This window comes from Arthrobacter sp. S41, assembly GCF_004320535.1.
GTDB lineage: Bacteria > Actinomycetota > Actinomycetes > Actinomycetales > Micrococcaceae > Glutamicibacter.
Genome location: NZ_SIHY01000001.1, coordinates 1,567,413 through 1,589,918 on the forward strand (window position 1 = coordinate 1,567,413; position 22,506 = coordinate 1,589,918).

At 57.9% G+C, this 22,506-nt stretch carries 22 protein-coding genes and 1 pseudogene; 12 read left to right on the top strand and 11 right to left on the bottom strand.

Annotated features, from left to right (window positions below):
* Positions 1–2: 2 nt before the first annotated feature.
* The gene (locus tag EYR88_RS07215; protein WP_131088980.1) at positions 3–530 is read left to right on the top strand and encodes a GNAT family N-acetyltransferase; all 528 of its coding nucleotides are present in this window, start codon (positions 3–5) and stop codon (positions 528–530) included.
* Positions 527–1,120, top strand: coding sequence for a DUF1992 domain-containing protein (locus EYR88_RS07220; RefSeq protein ID WP_131088981.1), 594 nt, complete (start codon positions 527–529; stop codon positions 1,118–1,120). The genes EYR88_RS07215 and EYR88_RS07220 overlap by 4 nt, the downstream gene beginning before the upstream one ends.
* A gap of 79 nt (positions 1,121–1,199) precedes the next feature.
* On the opposite strand, the gene rpsN is transcribed toward EYR88_RS07220, so the two are convergent.
* The 8 genes from rpsN to EYR88_RS07260 all read right to left on the bottom strand — a co-directional run bounded on the left by rpsN (position 1,200) and on the right by EYR88_RS07260 (position 7,019).
* A complete protein-coding gene (rpsN, locus tag EYR88_RS07225; RefSeq protein WP_131088982.1) occupies positions 1,200–1,505 on the bottom strand; it encodes a 30S ribosomal protein S14 in 306 nt (101 codons plus the stop codon).
* Between the two features lie 3 nt (positions 1,506–1,508).
* Positions 1,509–1,679 carry a 50S ribosomal protein L33 gene (gene rpmG / locus EYR88_RS07230; protein WP_022874359.1) on the bottom strand — a complete coding sequence of 57 codons (171 nt, stop codon included), beginning with the start codon at positions 1,677–1,679 and terminating at the stop codon, positions 1,509–1,511.
* 1 nt (position 1,680) lies between these two features.
* Entirely contained in the window at positions 1,681–1,917 is a 237-nt protein-coding gene (gene rpmB, locus EYR88_RS07235; RefSeq protein WP_060702424.1) for a 50S ribosomal protein L28, read from the bottom strand.
* Positions 1,918–2,249: 332 nt separating this feature from the next.
* Positions 2,250–2,750: a MarR family transcriptional regulator gene (locus EYR88_RS07240; RefSeq protein WP_131088983.1), complete on the bottom strand. Its 501-nt coding sequence runs from the start codon at positions 2,748–2,750 to the stop codon at positions 2,250–2,252.
* 150 nt (positions 2,751–2,900) lie between these two features.
* Positions 2,901–3,698, bottom strand: coding sequence for an ABC transporter permease (locus EYR88_RS07245; protein ID WP_131088984.1), 798 nt, complete (start codon positions 3,696–3,698; stop codon positions 2,901–2,903).
* A gap of 1 nt (position 3,699) precedes the next feature.
* Entirely contained in the window at positions 3,700–4,602 is a 903-nt protein-coding gene (locus EYR88_RS07250; RefSeq protein ID WP_131088985.1) for an ABC transporter permease, read from the bottom strand.
* Positions 4,599–5,732 (bottom strand): ABC transporter ATP-binding protein, encoded by a 1,134-nt coding sequence (locus tag EYR88_RS07255; protein WP_131088986.1) that lies wholly within the window; start codon positions 5,730–5,732, stop codon positions 4,599–4,601. The genes EYR88_RS07250 and EYR88_RS07255 overlap by 4 nt, the downstream gene beginning before the upstream one ends.
* Before the next feature lie 60 nt (positions 5,733–5,792).
* Positions 5,793–7,019 carry a spermidine/putrescine ABC transporter substrate-binding protein gene (locus EYR88_RS07260; RefSeq protein ID WP_131088987.1) on the bottom strand — a complete coding sequence of 409 codons (1,227 nt, stop codon included), beginning with the start codon at positions 7,017–7,019 and terminating at the stop codon, positions 5,793–5,795.
* A gap of 217 nt (positions 7,020–7,236) precedes the next feature.
* Between EYR88_RS07260 and EYR88_RS07265 the strand changes: the two genes are divergently transcribed.
* From EYR88_RS07265 to EYR88_RS07275, 3 genes are all read left to right on the top strand, one after another.
* Entirely contained in the window at positions 7,237–7,704 is a 468-nt protein-coding gene (locus EYR88_RS07265; RefSeq protein ID WP_131088988.1) for an Lrp/AsnC family transcriptional regulator, read from the top strand.
* Entirely contained in the window at positions 7,701–9,080 is a 1,380-nt protein-coding gene (locus tag EYR88_RS07270; protein WP_131088989.1) for an aspartate aminotransferase family protein, read from the top strand. The genes EYR88_RS07265 and EYR88_RS07270 overlap by 4 nt, the downstream gene beginning before the upstream one ends.
* 168 nt (positions 9,081–9,248) lie before the next feature.
* On the top strand, positions 9,249–10,307 hold the full coding sequence (locus EYR88_RS07275) for an ImmA/IrrE family metallo-endopeptidase (RefSeq protein WP_131088990.1): 1,059 nt from the start codon (positions 9,249–9,251) through the stop codon (positions 10,305–10,307).
* A 64-nt stretch (positions 10,308–10,371) separates the two neighbouring features.
* Here EYR88_RS07275 and EYR88_RS07280 read toward each other — a convergent pair whose 3' ends face one another.
* Together EYR88_RS07280 and EYR88_RS07285 are read right to left on the bottom strand one after the other, a co-directional pair.
* Positions 10,372–12,060: an HNH endonuclease signature motif containing protein gene (locus EYR88_RS07280; protein ID WP_131088991.1), complete on the bottom strand. Its 1,689-nt coding sequence runs from the start codon at positions 12,058–12,060 to the stop codon at positions 10,372–10,374.
* A 61-nt stretch (positions 12,061–12,121) separates the two neighbouring features.
* Positions 12,122–13,648, bottom strand: coding sequence for a PucR family transcriptional regulator (locus EYR88_RS07285; RefSeq protein WP_131088992.1), 1,527 nt, complete (start codon positions 13,646–13,648; stop codon positions 12,122–12,124).
* Between the two features lie 82 nt (positions 13,649–13,730).
* Between EYR88_RS07285 and EYR88_RS07290 the strand changes: the two genes are divergently transcribed.
* The 4 genes from EYR88_RS07290 to EYR88_RS07305 all read left to right on the top strand — a co-directional run bounded on the left by EYR88_RS07290 (position 13,731) and on the right by EYR88_RS07305 (position 17,713).
* A complete protein-coding gene (locus EYR88_RS07290; protein ID WP_131088993.1) occupies positions 13,731–15,227 on the top strand; it encodes a CoA-acylating methylmalonate-semialdehyde dehydrogenase in 1,497 nt (498 codons plus the stop codon).
* A gap of 7 nt (positions 15,228–15,234) precedes the next feature.
* A complete protein-coding gene (locus tag EYR88_RS07295) occupies positions 15,235–16,608 on the top strand; it encodes an aspartate aminotransferase family protein (RefSeq protein ID WP_131088994.1) in 1,374 nt (457 codons plus the stop codon).
* A gap of 96 nt (positions 16,609–16,704) precedes the next feature.
* Entirely contained in the window at positions 16,705–17,172 is a 468-nt protein-coding gene (locus tag EYR88_RS07300) for a hypothetical protein (protein ID WP_131088995.1), read from the top strand.
* Between the two features lie 64 nt (positions 17,173–17,236).
* Positions 17,237–17,713: an HtaA domain-containing protein gene (locus tag EYR88_RS07305; protein ID WP_131088996.1), complete on the top strand. Its 477-nt coding sequence runs from the start codon at positions 17,237–17,239 to the stop codon at positions 17,711–17,713.
* 109 nt (positions 17,714–17,822) lie between these two features.
* Here EYR88_RS07305 and EYR88_RS07310 read toward each other — a convergent pair whose 3' ends face one another.
* Positions 17,823–18,635, bottom strand: coding sequence for a shikimate 5-dehydrogenase (locus EYR88_RS07310; protein ID WP_131088997.1), 813 nt, complete (start codon positions 18,633–18,635; stop codon positions 17,823–17,825).
* A 140-nt stretch (positions 18,636–18,775) separates the two neighbouring features.
* Between EYR88_RS07310 and arr the strand changes: the two are divergent.
* The 3 genes and pseudogenes from arr (at position 18,776) to EYR88_RS07325 (ending at position 22,504) form a co-directional block, all read left to right on the top strand.
* Positions 18,776–19,186, top strand: a pseudogene (arr, locus tag EYR88_RS07315) (NAD(+)--rifampin ADP-ribosyltransferase).
* Between the two features lie 310 nt (positions 19,187–19,496).
* Positions 19,497–20,942 carry an FAD-dependent oxidoreductase gene (locus tag EYR88_RS07320; protein ID WP_131088998.1) on the top strand — a complete coding sequence of 482 codons (1,446 nt, stop codon included), beginning with the start codon at positions 19,497–19,499 and terminating at the stop codon, positions 20,940–20,942.
* 71 nt (positions 20,943–21,013) lie between these two features.
* On the top strand, positions 21,014–22,504 hold the full coding sequence (locus tag EYR88_RS07325; protein WP_131088999.1) for a gamma-aminobutyraldehyde dehydrogenase: 1,491 nt from the start codon (positions 21,014–21,016) through the stop codon (positions 22,502–22,504).
* Positions 22,505–22,506: the final 2 nt, after the last annotated feature.

The following is a 22,506-nucleotide window of genomic DNA, read 5'->3' on the forward strand; positions in this document are numbered from 1 at the left end:
AGATGACCACGCAACAGCAATCACCCAACCTCACCGCCCATGCCGTTTTGATTGGCGATCCTCGCCTAACCCCGCTCTTTGCCGGGCTCACCGTGGAATACACCCAGCGCTACGGGGATCGCAACGGTGCGGTAGCCGCCGAACTTGAGCGCTTCCCCGCCCACGAATTCACGGCCCCACTGGGACGATTTGTCATTCTAGAGGAGGACGGACAGACCGTTGCCGGTGGGGCGCTGCGTCATTATGACCAGCACACCGCCGAGCTCAAACGCATCTGGACCCACGAAGACCACCGACGTCGTGGCCTGGCGCGTAGGGTTCTGCAGGAACTTGAGTTGGCCGCGATCGATCTGGGTTATACACAGCTCTACCTCACCACCGGTCCGCGTCAACCCGAAGCGCTTAAGCTGTACCTGAACGCAGGCTACCAGCCCCACTTTGATCTTGATGCCGACCCGTTAACCATCGGGCACCTGCCTTTCACCAAGGCGTTGCCCCACGCTCAAGCTAATGCCACGATAGGAGTATGAACCAACCGGAGAATTCGGATGCTGCGCTGAACGCCGCACGCTACGCCATGGGCAAGGCCAGCGATCAAACGCCTCTGCCGGTAGATGAGTATGCCCAGGCCACCGGCATGGCGCCGGTTCAAAAGCCCAAAACCCCGCTGCAGCTACACGCTGAAGATGAAGCGTGGGAGGTTGCCAATTCCGTGCTCGATGAGGCCTTTGCCCGTGGCGAGTTTGAGAACCTTGCCCTATCGGGGCAGAAGATCGACCACCTGACCAATAATAATGATCCAGACTGGTGGATGAAGTCGATGATGCGCCGCGAACAGATCACCGGTCTGGGCCCACCGGCGTTAACCTTGCGGGTTGAGGACGAACACTTGGAGCAGACGCTGGATCGTTTACCCACGCCGGCGGCAGTACGCGCGCACGTCGAGGACTTCAACGCCCGGATTATCGATGCTCGTCGCCAGCTACTTGGCGGTCCGCCGGTGATTACACCGCTGCGTGAGGTGGATGCCGAGGTCTTTGCTTGGCAAAGTCGCCGCGCGGTTGCCCAGCCAAAGCCAGCGATCATCCCCAAGCGCCGTTGGTGGCAACGCAAAAGCTAGTGCTTAAAGACGAACTTAACGGCAAAAGCCGCCCTCCCAAAGGAGAGCGGCTTTTGCTAAGTCAAATGACTTGCAGGTCTTACCAGGAAGACTTGGTGATGCCCGGAAGCTCACCACGGTGTGCCATGTCGCGGAAGCGAACACGGGAGATACCGAACTTCTGGAAGGTACCGCGTGGACGACCGTCGATCGCGTCGCGGTTACGAACGCGGATCGGGGAAGCGTCGCGTGGCAGCTTCTGCAGGCCTACGCGGGCTGCTTCACGAGCCTCGTCAGTTGCGTTTGGATCTACAAGAGTCTTCTTCAGCTCGAGGCGCTTCTCAGCGTAACGCTCGACAATGACCTTGCGCTGTTCGTTCTTTGCGATCTTGGACTTCTTGGCCATGTCTTAGCGCTCCTCTCGGAATTCGACGTGCTTGCGGACTACTGGATCGTACTTCTTCAGAACCATACGGTCTGGGTCGTTACGACGGTTCTTACGGGTTACGTAAGTGAAACCGGTACCAGCGGTGGACTTCAGCTTGATGATCGGACGTACGTCCTTATCCTTCTTTGCCATCTTAGAGCTTCACACCCTTCGCAATCAGGTCGCCAACAACAGCGTCGATTCCACGAGCATCGATGAGCTTGATGCCCTTGACCGAAAGGGTCAGGGTCACCTTGCGACGCAACGAAGGCACGTAGTAGGTCTTCTTCTGGATATTCGGATCGAAACGACGCTTGTTGCGGCGATGCGAGTGGGAGATGCTATGTCCGAAGGCCGGAGTAGTACCGGTTACCTGGCAAACAGCTGCCATGATCACTCCTCAGTTAGTTAGTAGTAAAATTCGGCGGTACTCGCGCACAGTGCCCATAAGTAAATATCGGCACCGCTTTTGTGCGTTATGAGTCCCGCCAACCAGTGAAACACCGTTAATACTGCACACTAGGAAGGTAACCAGGCTGGGTGAGAACCAACCGAAGAGCCTTAAAGTATGTATGTCGGTGAACTTCGTAACCGGTCGAGCAATGTCCCCGTACTCAGGTGGTCACGATATTCGGTATTACGGGCAACGCGCAGTTGCCATCCCACCGTGCGGCGGCACAACAACACACGCGATTAACGCCTGATTAGCTTATCGAGAATTCCTCAGTGTTCCAAATCGGTCGCGCCCGGCTTTAAGATCCAGTGATCTTGCTGAAGCGAGGCAGTAATCTTCCGCGTAATCCGCGCCAGACTCTTAACGTCCTTGTCATCAAGGGGATCGAACAAAAGTGCACGAACCGAAGCGACGTGATGAGGCGCCATTCGCACCACCGCTTCCCATCCAGCCTTCGTTAATGAGGCGATTTTCACACGTGCATCGTCCGGAGATTGCACTCGAAGCAGCCAGCCGCGCTGTTCCAGCTTCTTAACCACGTGCGAAAGCCGGGATAACGAGGCGCTGGTATGCGAAGCCAGTTGGGTCATCGAAAGCTGATGGTTATCCGCCTCGGAGAGCATGGCCAGCATGTGATAGTCGAAGAGCGTAATGCCTTCAAGCCCCTGCAGATCGGAGTCCAGCGCGGACGGGAGCAGGGTCATGACGGATTGAAGTCCGAGCCATGCGTCGCGTTCGGACTGGGTCAGCCAAACAGGCTTCTCGCTCATCGGTGGTCCAATCGTTCAGGCCCTGCCAGTGCAGGAAGTGCGGTAGTCAACGGGTAAGAGAATACATTGTCAAGCTAGGCAACCGCCTAAACCTGAGCTTTTCTGAGGAAAACCAAAGGCTTGCACCGTGCGGTGCAAGCCTCTGGATAATCACGAATTTTCTAGCTGCCGCTTCTTGCGATAGCTGATCACTTGGCCTGTGACCACTACTAATAGGGCAACGATGAACATTGCCGAACCGATAACATTCGCTTGGGCGGGAATGCCACGGGTGGCCGAAACATAGATGAACTTCGGGAAAGTCTGGAACGCGCCCGAGTTGAAGTTCGTAATGATGAAGTCATCGAAGCTCATCGCGAAGGACAACAACGCCGCGGCGATAATGCCGGGAAGCAACAGCGGGAAGGTCACCTTCCAGAAGGCCGCGGCCGGTGACGCGTAAAGATCGGCTGCCGCCTCTTCCAATCGTGAATCCAGCGAGGAGACGCGAGCCCTAACCGTCACGATCACAAAGGACATGCAGAAGACCACGTGGGCGATCACGATGGTGCCGTAACCCAGCTCCCACCCCAGATTCAAAAACTGTGCCAGCAGCGACGCACCGAGCACCACTTCCGGGGTGGCCAGCGGCAAAATAATGAGCACGTCGGTCAGCTTGCGGAAGCGGAATTTGTACCGCACCAAACCGATCGCGATCCCGGTGCCCAATACCGTAGCGATCACCGTGGCCACCGTGCCGATCTGCAAGGAGTGCACCAACGACTGGCATACCGCTGGAGCCCCACACGGGTTCATCCAGTTATCCAGGGTGAAGCGCTGCCATTGCAGGTTGGCTCGGCCACCGTCATTAAAGGAGAAGACAAAGATGTAGGCGATCGGCACCAGCAGGTAAATAAAAGCCGCACCGCCGATCACCGGAATCAGCCAGCGTCCAATTTTCTGCTTCACGCTACATCAACTCCTCGGTGCCAAAGCGGCGGATATAGATCGTGACCAGAATGAGGATCGAAACCATCAGCACAAAACTCAGCGCCGCAGCGCCCGGGTAGTCGATGATTTTGAAGAACCGTGAGTCAATAACCTGGCCGATCATCGTGGTATCTCGGTTATTGCCCAGCAACGCCGAGTTCACGTAGTCGCCAGCGGCCGGAATGAAGGTCAGCAAGGTGCCAGCAAAAACACCCGGCGCGCTCATCGGCAGCGTGATCTTGGCAAAGGAGGTGATCGGGCTGGCGTACAGATCCCCGGAGGCCTCCAACAACCGGGTATCAAGCCGGCCGAGGTTCGCATAGATCGGCAACACCATAAAGGGCAGGAAGTTGTAGGTCAGGCCGGCCACCACCGCAAAGGGAGTGGCCGTCAGGTGTCCGTCCGCGGGTAGGATCGCGATGAATTTCAGCGTCTGCGCCACAAATCCTTCATCGGCCAGGATCTGCTTCCAGGCCTGGGTGCGCAGGATAAAGCTGGAGAAAAACGGGGCGATCAACAGGACCAGCAAGATGCCTTGCAACAGGGTTTTTTCGCGCAACCGTACGGCCACCAGGTAAGCCATCGGGAAGCCGATCAGCAATGCCAGCACGGTGGAGATCAGCGCAAACCAGAAGGAACGCAAGAGCTCTGGCCAGTAGGCCGAAAGCACCGTCGCGTAATTGCTGAACTGCAGGCCCGGCACAAATTCGCCGACCTCCGCGCCGGGTGGTTTGGAGTACAGGCTCATCGCCAGCAGGATCACCACGGGCAGAGCGAAGAACAAAGCCAGGACCAACAACCCGGGAGTGATCAGAAAAATGCCAGTGCGGTTTTTGCGTTTTTCTGCCCGTAGCTCGTCCTTGCTACGCAGATCGACGCTCATGACTCGACCCCTGCGTCCACACGTTCATCCCCGGCCAGCCCGAAGGAGTGCTCAGCTTCCCACCCAAGGAACACCGTGTCACCTTCTGCCGCCGGTTGCTGGCCACGGTTCTGCGTGAAGGTGCCGATCAGGCCGATTTGCGCGACGTCCACGAGGTATTCCGTGGTGGTGCCGGTGAAGGAAACGTCCACGACAGTACCGGTGAGCTGATTCTGCCCATCAACTGGGTTTCGGTCGATGGTGATCTTTTCTGGGCGGACACCGACCACCACGTCTCCCTCGGTTTGCACCGCGCGCTCAGCTGGAAGCAAGATGGTGCGCCCGACAACTTCCACGCTGAGCATGCCATCCGTCACTGCGCTGACCGTGCCGCGCATCAAGTTGGATTTGCCCAAGAAGTTGGCCACAAAAGCGGTGCGTGGCAATTCGTACAGTTCGCGCGGCGGACCCATTTGTTCGATCCGCCCGCCGTTCATCACCGCGACCACGTCGGCCATGGTCATGGCCTCTTCCTGGTCGTGGGTGACGTGGATGAAGGTCAGCCCCACCTCGGTCTGGATCTTCTTCAGTTCCAGCTGCATTTGCCGGCGCAATTTCATATCCAGCGCGCCGAGCGGCTCATCAAGTAACAACACCTGCGGGCGATTAACCAGCGCCCTGGCTAGGGCCACGCGCTGTTGCTGACCTCCGGAGAGTTGCGCAGGTTTGCGGTTGGCCAGGTGCGCGAGCTCAACAAGCTCCAGACCCGTCCGCGCCTTGTCAATCGCCTGTTTGTCCTTTTTGCGCTTGAGCCCAAAGGCCACATTTTCCAGCACCGACAAGTGCGGGAACAACGCATAGGACTGGAAAACGGTATTAACTTCGCGGCGGTGGCTGGGCAGTGCGGTGACGTCCTGCCCGCCGATCAAAATGCTGCCTTCGCTCGGAGCTTCGAGTCCTGCGATCATTCTCAAGGTGGTGGATTTGCCGCAGCCCGAGGGCCCCAGCAAGGCAAAAAATGTTCCCGCTGGAACCAGTAGGTCCAGGTTTTCCACCGCGCTGAAGCTGGCGAAGCGTTTGCTAATGCCCGAAAGTTCGAGGTCAGCACCCGAAGTTACGGGGCTCTGTGTATGTTGAGCCAAAGTGGTCATACCCCTATCACGTCCTTATGCTGCCCGCGGTTCTGCCCGTGCGATCTTTGATTGTGCATCTTAGGCGCCGATCGCGTTCTGGAATTGAGTTGCCAGCGTTGATTCCTCGTCTGGCTCCAGCGAGCGGAAGACATGTGCTTTGGCCAGGTCCTGATCGGTAGGGAAAATCAGCGGGTTGTTCACCAGCTCCGGATCGATCTTCTCCATCTCTTCTTTGGCGCCGACCACCGGGCAAATGTAGTTCACATAGGCGGCGACCTCGGCGGCCACGGCCGGATCGTAGTAGAAATCCATCAGCTTCTCCGCATTGGTCTTGTGCGGCGAGGCCACCGGAACCATCAGGTTGTCACTCCACAGGGTGCCGCCGGCTTCAGGCAGGATGAACTCCCACTGGTCGTCGTTCTCAAAATTCATTTGCACCACGTCACCGGACCACACAATGCCTGCGATCGCGTCCCCGGAGATGAAGTCCTGCTTATAGGAGTTGCCCTTGACCTGGCGAATCTGGCCGTTGTCGATATTCTTGCGCAGCACGTCGGTGGCCGCACCAAACTCAGATTCGCCCCATTTTCCGGCCACATCCACACCGTTTTGCAACATCAATAGCCCCATGGTGTCGCGCATTTCATCCAGCACGGTGACCCGGCCCTTCAGCGCTGGATCCCAGAGGTCATCCAGGGACTTCAGACCCTTGGGGAAAGCCTTCTTATTCCAGGCGATGCCCGCGTAACCGGTCTGCCAGGTCAGCGAATGTTTGCGCCCTGGATCAAAATCGACGTTCTGCAAGCTTGGCAGCAGGTTCGCTGCGTTCGGGATGTTATCCAGGTTCAGTTCCTGGGCGTACCCCTGACGAATCAACCGCCCAGCCATCCAGTCGGTGAGCGTCACGATGTCTTGGCCGATGTCCTGGCCGGCCTTAAGCTGCCCCTGCACCTTGCCGTAGTACGAATCGTTGCCGTCGATGTCCTCTGCGTAGTTGACCTTGATGCCGGTCTTCTTGGTGAACGCGTCGAGGGTCGGGTAGGTCTTCTTTTTGTCGTCGTAGTCTAGGTACAGGGTCCAGTTGGCCCAGTTCACACTCTGATCGGACTCGGAAAGATCGGTCACCACCGCCTCGGTCTTGGTGTCCTTGGAGCCGCCGGTGCCACAGGCAGCCAGCAGGCCGGTCAGCCCTAACGCGCCTGCGGTGGACAGCACGGACCGGCGAGAAAAGCTGCGTTGACCCATGGCTTGGACCAGTGCTCGAACTTGAGGATCTTGCGGTAGTCGTCGTTGCGAGTGCGACATGGCATCCGTCCTTTTGCATCGTGAAAATGAGATCGGTCACATAGGAAACTGATGTCGTTCATCCTGTCAGCTATACAAAAGTCAAACAAGAGCTAAACAAAAGATTCCTCAGGTATTTAACGAACCGGAAACGAGAAACTTACAAAATACCCCCTTTCGCAACTGAATCAGTGGCTGTAGGGTCGGTTCAAAGCCCCCAAGACCCAAGGAGGTCGATATGACGTTACCCTCGCACTCAGCACAGGTCATCGACGAAATTTCCAAGGAGATCATCGAACAGCTGCAGGAAGACGGGCGTCGTTCCTATGCCGCCATCGGCAAAGCAGTGGGCCTGAGCGAAGCAGCGGTACGCCAACGCGTGCAGAAGCTGGTCGAGAGTCGCGTTATGCAAATCGTCGCAGTCACCAACCCATTGGAACTGGGCTTCACCCGCCAGGCAATGATCAGCATTGTCGCCAATCAAGACATCAACGGCACCGCCGATCGCATCGCCGAACTGCCAGAAGTCGACTATTGCCTGGTGACCACCGGAACCGCCGACATTCTCGCCGAGGTCATCTGCTCTAACGACGAAGACCTCTTGCGCGTGATTGGCACCATCCGCGGGATCGACGGCGTGCTCAGCACCAATACCTTCACGTACCTTTCACTGAAAAAACAGGAATACAACTGGGGAACACGATGAACACACCACGCGGTACCGATCGCCAGCAAGCAGCTCGCGATCACCTTTGGATGCACATGGCCCGGCACTCTTCCATCGCACAGGGTGGCCACGTTCCGATCATTTCGCGCGGGCAGGGGCACAAGATTTACGACGACGCCGGTCGTGAGTACTTTGACGGGCTCTCCGGTCTGTTTGTGGTTAACGCGGGTCACGGCCGAGCCGAACTGGCCGAAGCGATGGCCAAGCAGGCAGAAAAGCTGGCCTTCATGCCACTGTGGTCCTACGCCCATGAACCAGCGATTGACCTGGCTGAACGTCTTGCCAGTTACGCCCCGGGAGACCTCAACCGCGTGTTCTTCACCACCGGCGGTGGCGAAGCGGTGGAATCGGCCTTCAAATTAGCCAAGCAGCACTTCAAAATGAAGGGCAAGCCTGGCAAGACCAAGGTCATCTCCCGCGCTTTGGCCTATCACGGCACCCCGCAAGGCGCCCTGGCCATCACCTCGCTGCCGGATATGAAAACTCCCTTTGAACCGCTGGTTCCGGGCACCTTCCGGGTGCCAAATACCAACTTCTACCGGGCGCCAGAAATGTTCGCCGACAATGAGAAGGACTTTGGACTCTGGGCCGCGGAGCGTATTCGCGAAGCCATCGAATTTGAAGGCCCGGACACCGTTGCTGCCGTCTTTTTGGAGCCAGTGCAGAATTCCGGCGGCTGCTTCCCGCCGCCACCTGGCTACTTTGATCGGGTGCGCGAAATCTGCGACGAGCACGACGTGCTGCTGGTCTCCGATGAAACCATCTGCGCGTTCGGACGCATCGGCTCGATGTTCGCCTGCAATGACTTCGGCTTTGTCCCCGACATCATCACCTCGGCAAAGGCCCTGACCAGTGGTTATGTACCGCTTGGTGTGATGGTTGTGTCGGACAAGCTCTTTGAACCGTTCACCAAGGGAGACACCACCTTTTACCACGGCTATACCTTCGGTGGGCACCCGGTCGCCGCTGCCGTCGCGATGGCCAATTTGGACATCTTCGAACGCGAGGGGCTGAACGAGAACGTCAAAAACAACGCCGACAATTTCAAATCGACCCTAGATAAGCTGCGCGACCTGGACATTGTGGGCGACGTGCGCGGGGCCGGCTACTTCTATGGGATCGAGCTAGTCAAGGACAAGGCAACAAAGCAGACCTTCAACGACGAAGAGTCCGAGCGACTGCTACGCGGCTACCTCTCCCCTGCTTTGTGGGAGGCGGGTCTTTACTGCCGAGCCGATGACCGCGGAGACCCGGTGATCCAGCTGGCGCCACCGATCACCATCGGACAACCCGAGTTCGACCAGATTGAATCGATCTTGCGCACCGTGCTGAAAGAAGCGGTCAACAAGATCTAACCCATTTGGCCCGCAGGATCTGCCTGCGGGCCATAAATCTGCAAGTCAGCGTCATATGAAGCGGCGGTTCTTCACGGTTTGTCGCTCAATTGGTGCTTTGTGTCATAGGCCACTAGTCTGAGGTCATTGGACGATCAAGATCGCCTTTTGGAAGATGGCAGGAACCTCATGACACTGGAACCGACCCGAATCAGGCTCGCACGTGAACGTGTGGCACTGAGCAGGTCAGCGCTGGCCGCGTCACTGGGCGTGGGCGAGCGGGAACTGGCCCAGGCCCCCGAAAAATTGAGTACTGCGTTGGCGCAGACGCTAGGTTGTGCCGAGCAATTTTTCCGCCTTCCCGCCACCTCCGGGATCGACGCTGAACGGATCTTCTTCCGCAGTCCGCGACGTACCAGCAACGCGCAGAAGCTCGCCGCAGCGGCCGCCGGGCGCACCGGTGTGGAGCTATACCGACTGATCACCCAAACTTTCCATTTGCCACAGACCGAAGTGCCGGAACTGACCGGCTACAACCCGGCTGACGCGGCAGCACAATTGCGTTTGGACTGGGATCTTGGCTGCGGGGCGTTACCCGACGTACTGCACCTGCTTGAATCTCACGGGGTGAGGGTGCTCAGTTTGCCCGCCGAGCTCGACGCGGTGAAAACCTTCAGCTTCTGGGAAGAGGGCCAAGCGTTCATCTTCCTGGCCTCGGGCACTAGTGCGGGGCAACGCTTTGCGTTGGCCCATGAGCTGGGGCACCTGGTACTGCACTCGTCGCTGAGCCGAAATGCCGATCACATCGCCTACGCTGAGTTGGAGGCCGATCAATTCGCCGCGCACCTGCTCATGCCGGCGTTGTCCTTGCAGATTCGGGTCTCGAACCTTTTGCAGATTCCTCAATTGCTCACGCTTGAAAAACATTTTGGGGTGCCGGCCACGGTGATACTGGCTCATGCTCGAGCGTGTGGGGTGCTGGGCGAAAGCACCTACACCTGGCTATGCCAAGAGATGCTGCTTGAGCCGGTGCGCAACAGCGCGCCGGAAACCTCGCGGGTCTTCTCGCTGGTCTTCCCTTCACTACAGTTTGACCACCGGGCCAGTACCGCGCGAATCGCCCAGGAATTGGGCCTGACCGAACAGCATATTCACGAACTGACTTTTGGGCAGGCTTTTGTTTTGCTCACCGGCGAAAATCAGCAGGATCCTGGGGAGAGTATCCGCGGGCATTTGCACGCGCTGTAGCTGAGGGCGGGCCGGCTATAGGGGGATTCGAGGCTTGTTTCAGGGGCGGCTTCGGGGCCAGGCTTCAGGGGCCGACGATTTCTACTTGGAGCTCGCCGGCACGCCATAATTCCGTCATCCGATCGGCGAGCTGGTCGGCCTTGATGGCCTCGTCGGGCGTCATGAAATACGTGTTGACCCGCAATTTTTGTTCCGGATCCAAGGCCTCGGGCAGTAGTACCATCGGTCGACAGCCCGGGATTTTCACCGCGTGGAACAAGCCGCAATGACGTTCGACGTGATGGACCGGACAGCCCAGGGCGGCCGAATTGATATCCGTGGCGCCACCTTTTTCCCAGGCGTCAAGATGGTCGAGCTCGCATCGTTCAACGGGCATGGAGCAGCCCGGGTAAGAGCATCCTCGATAGGCAGCGCGTAGAGCTCTGCTCTGGGCTTTGGAGAACAGGCGTTGGCTGCGGCCAAGGTCTAGTGGTAGCGATTTGCCGTTGAGGATGACCGGGTAGATTCCCGCCGAACACATTATCGCGCGCACTTCGCCGGGGGCGAGGGTAAATCCCGAAGAGCTGACTGCATATTTTTCGGCTCCTGCCATCATTTTTTCGTAATCCAAAATGACGCTGACTTGACCTGTTGCCAAACCTTTTCGGGTGCCGGTGTCTTGTGCGGTTCGAGATGAATGATCGGCCATCAACAACGCCATCACTCCGATCAGGCGCCTTCGCTCCGGCTTCAAGTCTTCCCACGCTGGCTGCGGGTCGGCCTGTGGAGCAGGTGGAGCTGGTGGGTCGGCGGGCGCGTCGCCCGGATCAGGCGGATCGGGCGGCGGGTCGGTGGAGGAAGAGTCCTGCCGGGCCCAGTCGGGTTTGGTCGATTCGTCATCCCAGCCGGAGCCTTGCTCGCCGGTGAATTCAGCCTCGGTATCTTGCAAGGCGTCGCGGTTGCCGGCCAGCGTGGACGGGTTGGCCAAGGCCGCAAAGAAAGCCTCAATCACCGCCGCCTGTGAGGGCAGGACGCGCAGGATGTACTCAACTAGGCCTTTGCGCAGGCCTCGGCGGTAGAGCCCGACCTCCTCAAGCAGTGCCTTGAGCGGTCGCTTGCCGGCTTTGACCTGCGCGACGAGTTCGCCAATGTGCTTGCGGGCTGACTTGGGTTCGCCGTCAATCATCTGCAGGGCTTGGGATTCGAGCTGCTCTTTTTGGGCCTCGCCCGCCGCGCCGTCATCCAGGTCTTTGCGGACCGAATGCAGCTTGGTCGCGGTGGCCAACACCAGGCGAGGATCAACTTCCGGGTTGGCGAATTGCTGCGAGAGCTTGGGCAGCCAGGGCGGAAGCGGTGCGCCGGACTCGTCGATGCCGCCGATGAGGCAGTCGGCCTGAACCAGCCGATCGTTCACCGTGCTGCACGGGATGTCCAGCCAGTCATGCATCATGGCGCGGGCGGAGCGGTAGTGCGTGCGCCCCATGGTGGTGTGCCCTTCGGCGGCGATCAGCTGCTCCACGCTCGGTTCGGCGCCGAGATCGGCGATGATTTGCAGGGAAGTTTGGTCGAGTTTGTGGGCGCCGGAAGTGCGTAGTGCGTGGGCGGCGTGCAGCTGGGCGCGCGACTGGACGGAGGCATGGTTTTCGGTGGCCAACACGAAGTAGGCAGCGTGCCCGGCCGGAAGTTCGGAGGTTGAAAGCACAGCAGTAGCGGACGCGTAAAGCTTGTTGGCCGTGGCCAGATCTTGTAGCGCTTGGGCGGTTGCTGTGCTCATGTTTGTCAGTGTGCGCCGGGGCGCAAGCGCGCGCAGAAACCGCGGGGCGGGATGTGGAGAACTAGCCGTGCAGGCGGTGCCAGAGCAATGCAACTTGCAAGCTGGCTCGGGATTCGGCGGAGTGCAGCCCCACCCCTAGTTTGGCTTCGAGCTTGGCTAAGCGCGTGTAGAGCGTGGGGCGCGAGAGATAGCCGGCCTTAGCTAGGGCGGACTTGTTGCCGCCGTGCGCGAGGTAGAGTTCGAGCAGGTCAAGTGCGGGTTCATCGAGCGGGTCCAGCAACCCGGCCAGTTCGGCGTGGGCAAAGGCGCGCATCCGCGAGTCGTTGCCCATGGCAGATAAAACCCCGCGCAGGCGCAGGTCGGCAAAGCGGTAATAGGGGCGGGCGCGCGTGGGTAGGTGCGGCACAATTTCGCTCACCGCTCGCGCCTGTTCCAGCCCGGTGATGGCGGTGCGCAGGTTGCCTTCGGAACCCACCCCGATGGCCAGCGGGGAACTGTGTTCTTCGGCCAAGCGGCGGGTGAATCCTTGCAGGGTGGAGTCCAGTAATTCGCGGGCGCGCAACGGCAGGATCAGCCCTAAGTACCCGGGTTTAAGCAGACCCGCGAGGAAGCCCAGGTGCAGGGTGTCGGCGAGCTGATCGAGCACTTCAAGCAGGGCACGGTCAGCCAGCTGAGTTTGGGTGGCCGTGGCTGCCGCGCTGCTGGAAATGACCACCGGCACGTAGTAGGCGGTGGCGGTCAGGCCCAAGGCTTGGGTCCGGCTGGCCAGCTCCTTGTCGCTGTAGTTATGTCCGGCGATCAGCTCGTGCAAGGTGGCGGTGCGGGTTTGGTAGAGCAGTTCGCGTTCATCGCGCCCGGACAGGCGGGTGATGGTCAGCGCCTGCCCGGCACGCTCAAGGACCATGGCCGCACGTTCATCGTCCGCTAATTCGGTGGGGACGATCAGCCGGCCCCAGCGTCGGCGGGCCGCCCCCACCGGAGTTTGCAACCAGTTTTCCGCCCCCGTGCTGCGCCCGGTGTGCTCCAGGAAGCCGACAAATTTGGAGCGGTTGATCCAGTCATCAAGTTGCGCGCCGGCGTGCGCCAAGACCCGGTGGCGGACATCTTCTAGGACCACCGGGGCGTCCAGTAGTGCGGCGGTGCGGGTGACAATTTGCGCTTCGTCCGCCTCTTTGAGTGAGAGCTCGGTGTAGATTTCGTGCACGGTGCGAGAAAATTGCACGGCTTCAAGCTGTTGGGCGACCAAGAGTTGGTGGATGACCTCGGTGATGGCCACAAAGCGGGTCTGGCGGCGCAGTACGATCACCGGTAAGCCCAGATCGGCGACGGAAAAATTGCTGCCGCTGGTGTTTTCGATGATGACCCCGGATGCGCCGGCGGTGCGCAGGGCGGTGATAAATTCGCGGACGTGGCTCACGTTGCGCAGGGTGGTGAGGACCAGTTCTCCGCCGAGCAGTAGTGCGATGTTTTCGCTGGATTCGGTAACGTGCACCCAGCGCAGTTCGGCGTCCAGGCCGTCAGCGCAGAGCACTTCGGGTTCTGCGCCTTGCACGATGGGCAGGGACAGCACCTCATTAACCGTCAGCATTTTTACACTCCGTCATCGATCGAGCTTAAATCATGACATAGTGCCGGTGTTCTGACTCACTTTTCTCGACCATGATGAAGCCATGACACCTACCGAAAACCTGCAGCACTGGATTAATAACGCCGCCACGTCGACTCAAGATCGCACCGGCAAGATCTACAACCCGGCCACCGGTGAAGTGGCCCGCACCGTGCAGCTGGCCTCCAAGGCCACCACCGAGCTGGCCATCTCTGCCGCCGCCGCGGCGTTCCCTAAGTGGCGCGACACCTCGCTGGCACGGCGCACCGCCATCATGTTCAACTTCCGCCAGTTGCTGACCGAGCGCAAGGGCGAGCTGGCCGCGATCATCACCGCCGAGCACGGCAAGGTGCTGGACGACGCCCTCGGTGAAGTGGCCCGCGGCCTGGAAGTCGTGGAGCTGTGCTGCAACGCGCCGTATCTGCTGAAGGGTGAATACTCGCAAAACGCTTCCACCGGGGTGGACGTGCACTCGCTGCGCCAGCCGGTCGGCGTGGCAGCGATCATCTCGCCGTTTAACTTCCCGGCCATGGTGCCGCTGTGGTTCTTCCCGGTCGCGATCGCCGCAGGTAATACCGTGGTGCTTAAACCATCGGAGAAGGATCCTTCGGCCGCCATCTGGCTTGCCCAACTTTTTGCCGAGGCCGGCGGCCCGGAAGGCGTGTTCAACGTGGTGCATGGAGATAAGGAATCGGTGGATACTCTCTTGACCGACCCGCGGGTGAGCTCGGTGTCCTTTGTTGGTTCCACCCCGATCGCCCAATACGTGTACGCCACCGGCACCGCGCATAACAAGCGTGTCCAGGCCTTTGGCGGGGCGAAAAACCACATGCTGGTCTTGCCCGATGCCGACCTGGATCTGGCCGCCGATATGGCGGTGAATGCCGGATTTGGCGCCGCCGGAGAGCGCTGCATGGCGATCTCCGTGGTGGTGGCCATCGATTCGATCGCCGATGAGCTGGTGGCCAAGATCGCCGAGCGCGCCAAGACGCTGCGCGTGGGTGATGGAACCCGCGGCTGCGATATGGGCCCGCTGATCACCGGTGAGCACAAGGCCAAGGTGGCCGGCTACATCGATGCCGGAATCGAGGCGGGAGCGGACCTGGTGGTTGATGGTCGCACCGGCACCGTGGATGCCGAGGGTGAAGGCTTCTTCCTGCACCCGACGCTGTTCGATAAGGTCGGCACCAACATGTCCATCTACACGGACGAGATCTTCGGCCCGGTGCTTTCGGTGGTGCGCGTCCAGTCCTTCAACGAGGGCATCGAACTGATCAACGCCTCGCCATACGGCAATGGCACCGCGATTTTCACCAATGACGGCGGGGCGGCCCGCCGCTTTGAGGACGAGATTCAGGTGGGCATGGTCGGGGTCAACGTACCGATCCCCGTCCCGGTGGGTTACCACTCCTTCGGCGGCTGGAAGGCCTCACTCTTTGGGGATCAGCATGCCTACGGCCCCGAAGGTTTTAAGTTCTTTACCCGCAATAAGGTGGTTACCAAACGTTGGCTAGATCCTAGCCACGGTGGCATCAACCTCGGTTTCCCGCAGAACGACTAGGAGCATCATGAGCGAGCAAGTAGCAGCCAACGCAGAAATCAGCGACGCACAGATCGCAGCCGGGCAGCGTGCCTATGAACTGGATCGTGAGCATGTCTTCCACTCCTGGCAGGCGCAGGGACCATTTACCCCGATGACCATCCTAAAAACCGAGGCGTCCTATGTCTGGGACGGGGACGGCAACAAGCTCATCGACCTGTCCAGTCAGCTGGTGAATACCAATATCGGCCATCAGCATCCCAAAGTCATCGCTGCCATCCAAGAGCAGGCCGCCAAGATCGCCACGATCGCGCCTCAGCACGTCAACGATGCGCGCTCCGAGGCGGCCCGGCTGGTCGCCAAACACACCCCAGGGGAACTGAACAAGATCTTCTTCACCAATGGTGGGGCCGACGCAGTAGAGCATGCGGTGCGTATGGCGCGGGTGCATACCGGCAAGCAGAAGGTGCTTTCGGCTTATCGCTCCTATCATGGTGGCACGCAGCTGGCGGTGAATCTGACCGGAGATCCTCGGCGCTTCGCCTCGGATCAGGGCAGTGACGGGGTAGTGCACTTTTTCCCGGCCTACCCTTACCGTTCCTACTTCAACTCCACCACCTTAGAAGAGGAAACGCAGCGCGCGCTCAAGCATTTGGAGGACACCATCCTGCTGGAGGGCCCGGGCACCATTGCGGCGATCATTCTTGAATCCATTCCTGGAACCGCGGGTATTTACCTGCCACCTCCCGGTTACCTGCAAGGGGTTCGTGAACTGACTAAGAAGCACGGCATCGTCTACATCGCAGATGAGGTGATGGCAGGCTTTGGTCGCAGCGGAAAGTGGTTCGCCGTGGATCATTTTGATGTGGTGCCGGATCTGCTCACCTTCGCCAAGGGAGTGAACTCTGGCTACGTTCCGCTCGGTGGAGTGGCGATCAGCCCTGAGATCTTTGAGACATTCCGCGAGCGCCCTTACCCGGGCGGGCTAACCTATTCGGGCCATCCCCTGGCCTGCGCCGCAGCGGTCGCGACCATCACTGCGATGGAAGATGAGCGCATGGTTGAAAATGCGCAGCGCTTGGGAGAGGAAATCATCGGGCCACGCCTGGCACAGTTCGCCAAAGATCACCCGTCGGTTGGTGAAGTGCGTGGCACCGGAGTGTTCTGGGCGATCGAACTGGTAAAGAATCGGGAGACTCGTGAACCGCTGGCCGCCTATGGTGGCAGTAGCCCCGAGATGAACCAGGTGATAACGGCAGCGAAGAACGCCGGTTTACTACCGTTTGCTAACTTCAACCGGTTGCATGTGGTGCCGGCGATGAACATCGAAGATGAGGTGCTGATTGTTGCGTTGGATCGTCTGGAGCAAGCACTGATCGTCGCTGATAGTTTTGTCGAATAACCTCTTGCGCTTTTGGGAGGACAATGAGGAATCCACAACTCGGGAAAGGTGATCTGATCTAGTGACGTGGAACTACTACAGGGCTAGGGTAAATACATGGGAGAGTTCCTCAAGGTAGATTTTGCCACGCCAATGCTGTTTCTAGTTGTCGCGGTGATCTTGTTCGTAATTTGTATACCTGTGCTGATCCATGGGCTGGTGCGCCGAAAGAAGTTCGCTACGCTTCGCGACGGTGAACAGACCTATGCACGCCGTGCGTCGATCCGTACTGAATTACTGACCTCAGCCTTGGCCGCTTTGTTAGTGGTGGTTTGCCTCGGTGCTGGATTCAGCGGATACGCTCGCGCCCTGGATCATCTGCAGGCCAACATTGAGCAAGAGTTCTCCCCCACCAAATTAGAGATCCACCATTGGACCGGATCTTCGGCGGTAGCCACCCTCACTCTGCCGGACGGGACTACTTTTGACCCTGCGACGATCGCCGTGGAAGATGACTATCGTCCGGTAATAAATGAAGCACCGCGTAATGATCGGCTGGCAGCGAACCCAGAGCCAACGAGCTAACCCAGATATGAAATACTGATCAACAGAGCATTTAGTGTCAGTAATCTGTGGAAGGAAGACAACAATGATGGGAAATGGTGCGCCAACAGGCGATCCGTTCCAGCCACATTTGGAATGGGGTCTGAAGGCCTCGTTCGTCGGTTATATTTCTTCCTTGGCTGATGGACGCATTGAAGCTAGCAATGGTGTGTGGCAGGCCGGCAATTCATTGGTCTTCCCTGCTTCGCTTTCAGAAGAAGCTCCCGATAATGAGGTGTGGTTTAACGGCCAAGTTTCGTTCTCCGGCCACGGCGGAATGATGAAGCTAGATCTGATTGAGCCTCGCGTGGAAAACCAAGACGACGCAATCAAGCTGACCATCGATACAGCAACTGAGCGTGTGGCTATTGCTGAATTGACTGAGACTTCGGTTTCCCGTGCATTCGGTTTGGTCAAGACTCGCTTCTCTGCAGTTCTTACTGAAGACGGTTCAAAACTCTTCAACGGCCAATACCCAGCTGGCCAAGCGCTTGAAGACCTTGAGGTTGTACTGCGCGGCTAGCTTGGCGCCCTGACTGTTCGTCAACGCGTATATAGCAAGGCAAGAAGAAGTGCCAGCACTGAATTTTCAGTGCTGGCACTTCTTCTTTATGAGACAGTCAGATTGATGCTTACAGGCGAGAGAACTCTGAAGCTCGCGCTACCTGATCATCGGTCAGCGAGTGGCCGGTGTACTTTTCGAACTGTGCTGCGGCCTGGAGTGCAATGACCTCTGCACCAGTAATTACCGGCTTGCCAGCCTTTTGGGCGGCAAGGATCAGTGGTGTCTGGCTCGGGAATGCGACAACATCAAATACGGCTTCGGCAACGTTGATGTGCTCATCGGTGAAGGACTGGGTATCGGCCTGTGCGCCGTCCATGCCCAACGGGGTGACGTTGACGAGAATCTGATGTCCTGGGGCAGGGTCTGCCGCAACGAACTTGTAGCCATACTTCTCAGCCAATTCGGCGCCGGCTTTTTCATTGCGTGCCAGCACGGTGACATCTTCAAAGCCTGCATCGCGGAACGCCGCAACGACGGCCTTAGCCATTCCACCGGAACCGCGGACCAATACGCTGTGGATCTTGTCCAGCTCGTGGCGTGCGATCAACGTTGCGATCGCTTCAAAGTCAGTGTTGGAAGCAACCAAGTGACCATTGGTATTCACGATTGTATTGACCGAATCGATCGCTGCGGCAGACGGTTCAATTTCGTCGACAAGTTTCATCACGTCCTCTTTGAAAGGCATGGAAACGGAGCAGCCACGGATACCCAACGCACGGACACCAGCAATCGCGCCAGCAAGATCATCGGTGGAGAAGGCTTTGTAGATGAAGTTCAGTTCAAGTTCTTCATACAGGTAGTTATGGAACCGGGTTCCAAGGTTGGATGGTCGACCCGAAAGCGAGATGCATAGGGACATGTCTTTGTTCAAAATTGGCACGTGGAAATCTCCAAAGCTTGTTCGTGGTTCACCACCAAATATACGTGTTTACGAGCTGATTACCGGCCAAATGCTCGCCGGGCCGAGGCATGGTGAGTGGCTCTTTCCCTGCGTCATCTCATTAGCTAAGCTCTGGTTCTATGAGCAAGGATCTTGAATCGGGACCGTTCTTTCACGGCACCAAAGCAGAGTTGGTACCAGGCGATTAGCCGTCTGCGGGATACCCGTCGAATTACCGGCCAGAAGTCATCATGAACCACGTCTACTTCACCGCGCTGTCTGACGGTGCGGGGCTAGCAGCCGAAATCGCGTCCATAGATGGCGCCCCTCATGTTTACGAGGTTGAACCGACAGGCGAATTTGAGGATGACCCCAATGTCACCGACAAGAAATTCCCGGGTAATCCGACTCGTTCCTACCGCAGTACTCACCCGCTAAAAGTGATCCGCGAAGTGCATGACTTCACCCGGCTCTCCCCCGCGGAACTTCAAGCCTGGCGCGAAAGAATCGCTGCAATAGCGCAAAGCCCCAAGGGCGAAATCATCAACTAATTACGATTCGCATTGGACTTCAAGCGCGGGCTCGTCCGCCCGTTCTATCCGCACATTGTCATATTCAGTGGCAAGCTGCATCGCTTGGTCCATGACTCTTGACAAGGGTTTGTCCGCAGGATTAGATGAGTAATGAATCACATTCAATTTTGCGGACTTCTTTTCCGAGAAGAGGGATAAGCCTTGATCGCCGACTGGCTCTCAACTGGCATCCTGTCTGCCCAACAAACCGCAAAACCTCAAGGCCCTATGGTCGTTCCGCTGACTTACTAGCTCCCAAAAATGAAGCTACTAATCAAGGAATGAACTAATGCGCACACAGAACCCCATTACCTTTGATCGCCACGAAGAAGCCGCTTCTGCAGAGCACATCGCCGCTTCCCTGACCTCAGCCAAACACACCAGTTACTGGCTAGATAATGCCCGACGTCCTGAACCAACACCGGCACTGCACGGATTCATCACCACTGACCTCTTAATTGTCGGAGGCGGATATACCGGTTTGTGGACTGCGTTGCAGGCCAAAGAGCAAGACCCAAACCGTCATGTTGTTCTTATCGAGGGCCAACGCATTGGTTGGGCGGCTTCTGGTCGCAACGGCGGGTTCTGTGAGGCTTCGTTAGTTCACGGCGAAGCAAATGGGGAGAATCATCTGCCCAAAGAAAATGCCTTGCTCAGTGAACTCGGCGCCCAGAACCTCGATGATTTTGAGGCCACTGTTCAGCGTTACGCCATGGACGTTGATTTTGTTCGGCAGGGCTCCCTGAGCGTAGCCACCGAGGCTCATCAGATTGCTTGGGCTGCGGAGGAAGCTGAAGCACCTGGTGTGGATTATCTTGACAAACACCAGGTCAAGAACGTTATCAACTCACCAGATTTCTTGGCGGGGGCGTTAGACCATCAGTCCACCGCTCTGGTGCATCCGGCCAAATTGGCATGGGAGCTTGCCCGAGTATGCCGCGAGCTGGGCGTTGAACTCTACGAAAATACGCAGGCAACTGAACTGGTAGAAATGAACGAGCAGATCAAGGTGCTAACCACCGACGGGCAAATCTTGGCAGACCGTGTAGCACTGGCTACGAATGTTTTCCCTTCATTGATCAAGCGCCACAGAGCCCGAATCGTCCCTGTCTACGACTACGCCCTGATGACTGAACCACTCACCGATGCGCAGCGAGAAGCCATCGGTTGGGAACAGATGGTCGGTTTGGCCGACATGAACAACCGCTTCCACTATTCACGGCCAACCATCGACGCCGACGGGAATTTCCGTATCCTCTACGGCGGCTACGACGCCGTGTATCACTTTGGAGGAAAGGTTCGTTCAAGCTATGACAGCAACCCGGAGACCTTCGAAAAACTAGCTGCTCACTTCTTTGGCAGTTTCCCTGCGTTGAACGGGCTGAAGTTCTCGCATGCTTGGGGCGGCGCCATCGACACCTGCTCACGTTTCTTCTCGTTCTTTGATCTCACACACGGAGGCAAAGTAGCCTACTGCGCCGGCTTCACCGGGCTAGGAGTCGGAGCCACGCGTTTCGGAGCGAAGGTCATGCTGGACTTGCTCGCCGGGGAAAAGACTGAGCTGACCGAGCTGGAGTTAGTGCGCACCAAACCCATCCCGTTCCCACCGGAACCGGCGGCATGGCTGGGCGTGAAACTCATGACCGACCACCTAATTAAAGCGGATCGCAATCAGGGACAACGCTCTGCATTCTTGCGCCTCATGGACAAGATTGGCATGGGATTCGATTCCTAATGACGGAATTTTTCCGTCACTAGACCACCGCACTTTTCATTGATCTCAGTACCCTCCGCAGGAGAATCATCATGGATTACTACACCCCATCATTAGGACATCAGTTAATAAACGGCAAGCAGGTGCGCGGACTGGGACCGGTTCTTCCACGCGTCTCCCCTGCCACCGGGGATAAATTGCTTGACGTTGATACGGCAACTGTTGCTCAGGTTGACCAAGCTGTGCAGGCAGCTGCTGAGGCTTTTAAGTCATGGTCTGCGCTGACGCCGGGTCAACGCTCGGACCATCTTTTGGCTTTTGCTCGAGAGCTTCAATCGCATGAACACGAGCTAGCTGAAGTAGAAACAGCTCAGACTGGCAAGAGCATTCGAATGTCTACCGAGTTTGATGTTCCCGGATCCATCGACAACGTGAACTTCTTCGCCGGTGCGGCGAGGAATCTTCAAGGTTTAGCAGCCGGAGATTATGCAGGAAACACCACGTCAATGATCCGTCGAGAGGCCATTGGCGTGATCGGATCCATTAGCCCCTGGAACTATCCATTACAAATGGCTGCATGGAAGGTGCTTCCGGCCATCGCGGCAGGTAACACCATCGTGCTTAAGCCCAGTGAGCTCACACCTGGCACGTCGATGCTCTTCGCCAAAGCAGCGACTGATGCAGGTCTGCCTGATGGCGTGATCAACGTGGTGGTTGGTGAGGGTCCAAGCGTCGGTTCTACGCTGGTCCGCCACCCATTGGTGAAGATGACTTCCTTCACCGGCTCCACCGCGGTGGGCCTAAAAATCATGTCCATGGCCGCTGAGCGTGCAAATCGAGTGCACCTTGAGCTCGGTGGCAAAGCACCATTTGTTGTGTTTGATGACGCAGACATTGAAGCCGCAGCGCACGGAGCGGTAGCTGGCTCCACGATCAATTCCGGTCAGGACTGTACAGCTGCCACACGTGCTTACGTGCATTCTTCAGTGTTTGAAAAGTTCACCGCACGGGTGGCCCAACTCATGGATGCCATGGTGGTTGGTGATCCCACGGACATAGACACTGACATGGGTTCTTTGATCAGCGAAGCGCACTTGGAAAAGGTGTCTGCGATGGTTGTGCGAGCCGAAGAATCCGGTGCAAAGGTTCTGGCCGGCGGGCGCCGCGAGGAACGTCCAGGCTTCTATTACCGTCCAACACTGATCGTTGGGGCGACTCAGGATTCTGAAATAGTCCAGCAAGAGGTCTTCGGTCCGGTGCTCGTTGCCTTGCCATTCGAGTCTGATGACGAAGCAATTGAACTGGCCAATGACACCCCGTATGGCTTGGCCGCCAGCGCCTGGACCAAAAATGTTGACCGCGCGATGCGGGCCAGCGCCCAGATCCAGGCTGGATGTGTTTGGATCAACGAACACATCCTGATCGTTTCGGATATGCCCCACGGTGGTTACAAAGCCTCAGGGATGGGCAAAGATATGAGCCAGTATTCCTTTGACGAATACACAAACGTCAAACACGTGATGTTCTCACGTGATCCTGCGGCCCATCGCGCATGGCAGGATACTGTTTTTAAGCAGCGCTAGTC